Here is a 2,657-nt window from a genome sequence, read left to right as displayed (position 1 = left end):
CCACTGGCCGCCATCGCCAGCTACAACACCGGTTGCCTGAATCTCCTGAGCAGCGGCAAGGCGACACCGCAAGAAATTTTGCCGGCTCTTGAAAAAATCGGGGTGCAAGCCCAGCGCGCCGGCAAGATCATTCGCCGTGTCCATGACTTCGTCCGAAAAAGTAAGCCCAAACGCGCCCCCTGCCTGCTCGGCGAAGTCATTGAAGACTGCCTCGGTTTCGTCGAAGCCGACGCGCGCAAGCGGCATGTCCGGATCGAATGCGAAATTCCCTCGCTACCGCCGATCCCGGCCGACCGCCTGATGCTGGAGCAAGTCCTCCTCAACTTGATCAGGAACGGCATGGAAGCAATGGCCGGCAACGATGAGGCCGACCGCGTCTTGCTTATTGCTACCGAAGTCGTCGGACGCGAACAACAGGTCAGCGTTAGTGACCGGGGCAGCGGCATCTCGCCGGATATCCGCGACAAGCTATTTACCGCATTTTTCACCACCAAGCCAGAAGGTATGGGTATTGGCCTGTCGATCTGCCGCTCCATCATCGAATTTCACCGTGGCCGATTTTGGGCTGAAGACAACCCGCAATCACCCACCGGAAGCGGTACGATATTCATTTTCACCCTACCCATGGAAGCCGAATGAGCGCCCCCAAAGCCCACCTGGTTGATGACGACGATGCCATTCGCGATGCCTTGGCCTGGCTGCTGACATCCCGCGGTATTCCTTATGCCGCCTATGATTCGGCGGAAAACTTCCTCGCCGCCTGGACACCGACCACCAGTGGCTGCGTAGTACTCGACATGCGGATGACCGGCATCAGCGGCCTGGATTGCTTTGATCAATTGCTCGAAAGAAAATCCACGCTGCCCGTCATCTTTCTCACTGGCCACGGCGATGTCCCGCTCGCCGTCAGCACGCTCAAGAAAGGCGCTTTCGACTTCTTTGAAAAACCGCTGAACGACAATGAACTGGCCACGCGCATCGAAGAAGCAATGGGCCTCGACGCGCGCCAGCGCGCGGCAAATGCTACGGTCAACTCGGTAAACGCACGAATTTCGACGCTGACCACCCGCGAACGACAAATCATGGATTTGGTACTGGCCGGCAAATTCAACAAGGTCATCGCCGACGAACTGAACATCAGCATGCGCACTGTCGAGGTGCATAGAGCCAATCTTTTCGACAAAATGCAGGTAAAAACCGCGGTTGAACTAGCCAATCTGCTCAAACCATAATGCCGATGCTTCCCTACCGCTTCTTTTTTCGCTAGCATCACGCAACATTCACGTCGCCACTCCGGCGCAACCTTACCCATTCGTTTTACCCATCCCATGAGGCAACCATGAGCGAGCACATCCATTACGTAACCGACGACACATTTGAAGCGGAAGTGCTGCAATCGCAGCAACCCGTTCTCGTCGACTACTGGGCCGAATGGTGCGGCCCCTGCAAGATGATTGCTCCGATTCTTGACGAAGTCGCCACCGAGTATGCCGGCAAGCTCAAGGTAGCCAAAGTCAACATCGACGACAATCAGGCAACCCCCGCCAAGTACGGCATCCGCGGCATTCCGACGCTGATGATTTTCAAGAACGGCAACATCGAAGCAACCAAGGTTGGCGCACTATCCAAGTCCCAACTCGCTGCCTTTATTGACAGCAACCTGTAATCTCCGTAGTCTGCCGGCCTGAAGGTGCGTCCTGCATCTTCAGGCAGATGTACCGGCCCAGTGCCCAGACATCACTCCCCACCCAAAAGCTCTCAAGCTATTGCGCCCCCGGTTTCGGGCAGCAGCCCGGCCCATAATTGATTGGCGCCACACACTCCTACATGCAACTTTCTGAACTAAAAACACTACACGTCAGCAAACTGCTGGACATGGCCACCGAACTGGCCATCGAAAACGCCAACCGCATGCGCAAGATGGAGCTGATCTACTCCATTCTGAAAGCCAAGGCCAAAAACGGCGAAACCATTTACGGCGATGGCACACTGGAAGTCCTGTCGGACGGCTTCGGCTTTCTCCGCTCGGCCGACACCTCCTACCTCGCCAACCCGGATGACATCTACGTCTCCCCGTCGCAAGTCCGCCGCTTCAACCTGCGTACCGGCGATACCGTCGAAGGTGAAATCCGTACGCCAAAGGATGGCGAACGCTACGTCGCGCTGACCAAACTGGATCGTATCAACGGTTTCCCGCCGGAAGCCAACAAGAACAAGATCATGTTCGAGAACCTGACGCCGCTACATCCGACGCGTCACCTCAAACTTGAACGCGACATCAAGTCCGAAGAAAACATTACCAGCCGCGTTATCGACATGATCGCCCCGATCGGCTGCGGCCAGCGCGGCCTGCTCGTCGCTCCGCCGAAGACCGGCAAGACGGTGATGCTGCAGAACATCGCCCACGCGATCACCGCCAACCATCCGGAAGTCACCCTGATCGTCCTGCTCATCGACGAGCGCCCGGAAGAAGTCACCGAAATGACCCGTACCGTCAAGGGTGAAGTCGTTGCCTCAACCTTCGACGAACCGGCCACCCGTCACGTCGCGGTCGCCGAAATGGTCATCGAGAAAGCCAAGCGCCTGGTCGAGCACAAGAAGGATGTCGTCATCCTGCTCGACTCGATCACCCGCCTCGCCCGCGCCTACAACACCGT

General features: G+C 57.1%; 4 protein-coding genes. All 4 read left to right on the top strand.

Annotated elements, in window-relative coordinates:
* Window positions 1-639, top strand: a 639-nt coding sequence (locus tag ADADOO_RS13045) for a sensor histidine kinase (RefSeq protein WP_511277936.1), incomplete at its 5' end; no start/stop codon positions are given.
* Window positions 636-1,232, top strand: coding sequence for a response regulator transcription factor (locus ADADOO_RS13040; RefSeq protein ID WP_511277935.1), 597 nt, complete (start codon window positions 636-638; stop codon window positions 1,230-1,232). The genes ADADOO_RS13045 and ADADOO_RS13040, both read left to right, overlap by 4 nt.
* Before the next feature lie 107 nt (window positions 1,233-1,339).
* Window positions 1,340-1,666 (top strand): thioredoxin TrxA, encoded by a 327-nt coding sequence (trxA, locus tag ADADOO_RS13035; protein ID WP_226400708.1) that lies wholly within the window; start codon window positions 1,340-1,342, stop codon window positions 1,664-1,666.
* A gap of 161 nt (window positions 1,667-1,827) precedes the next feature.
* The coding region (gene rho, locus ADADOO_RS13030) for a transcription termination factor Rho (protein WP_511277937.1) at window positions 1,828-2,657 on the top strand (830 nt) is incomplete at its 3' end.

Origin of the sequence: Azonexus sp., from assembly GCF_036170495.1 — a bacterium.
GTDB lineage: Bacteria > Pseudomonadota > Gammaproteobacteria > Burkholderiales > Rhodocyclaceae > Azonexus.
Note: the sequence above shows the minus strand (reverse complement) of the source record. Positions and strands in the feature narration are given on the sequence as shown.

Excerpts from the sequence above, each read along its gene's own strand:
- ADADOO_RS13040 (WP_511277935.1), top strand. The coding sequence starts at position 636 with ATGAGCGCCCCCAAAGCCCACCTGGTTGATGACGACGATGCCATTCGC.
- trxA (WP_226400708.1), top strand. The coding sequence starts at position 1,340 with ATGAGCGAGCACATCCATTACGTAACCGACGACACATTTGAAGCGGAA.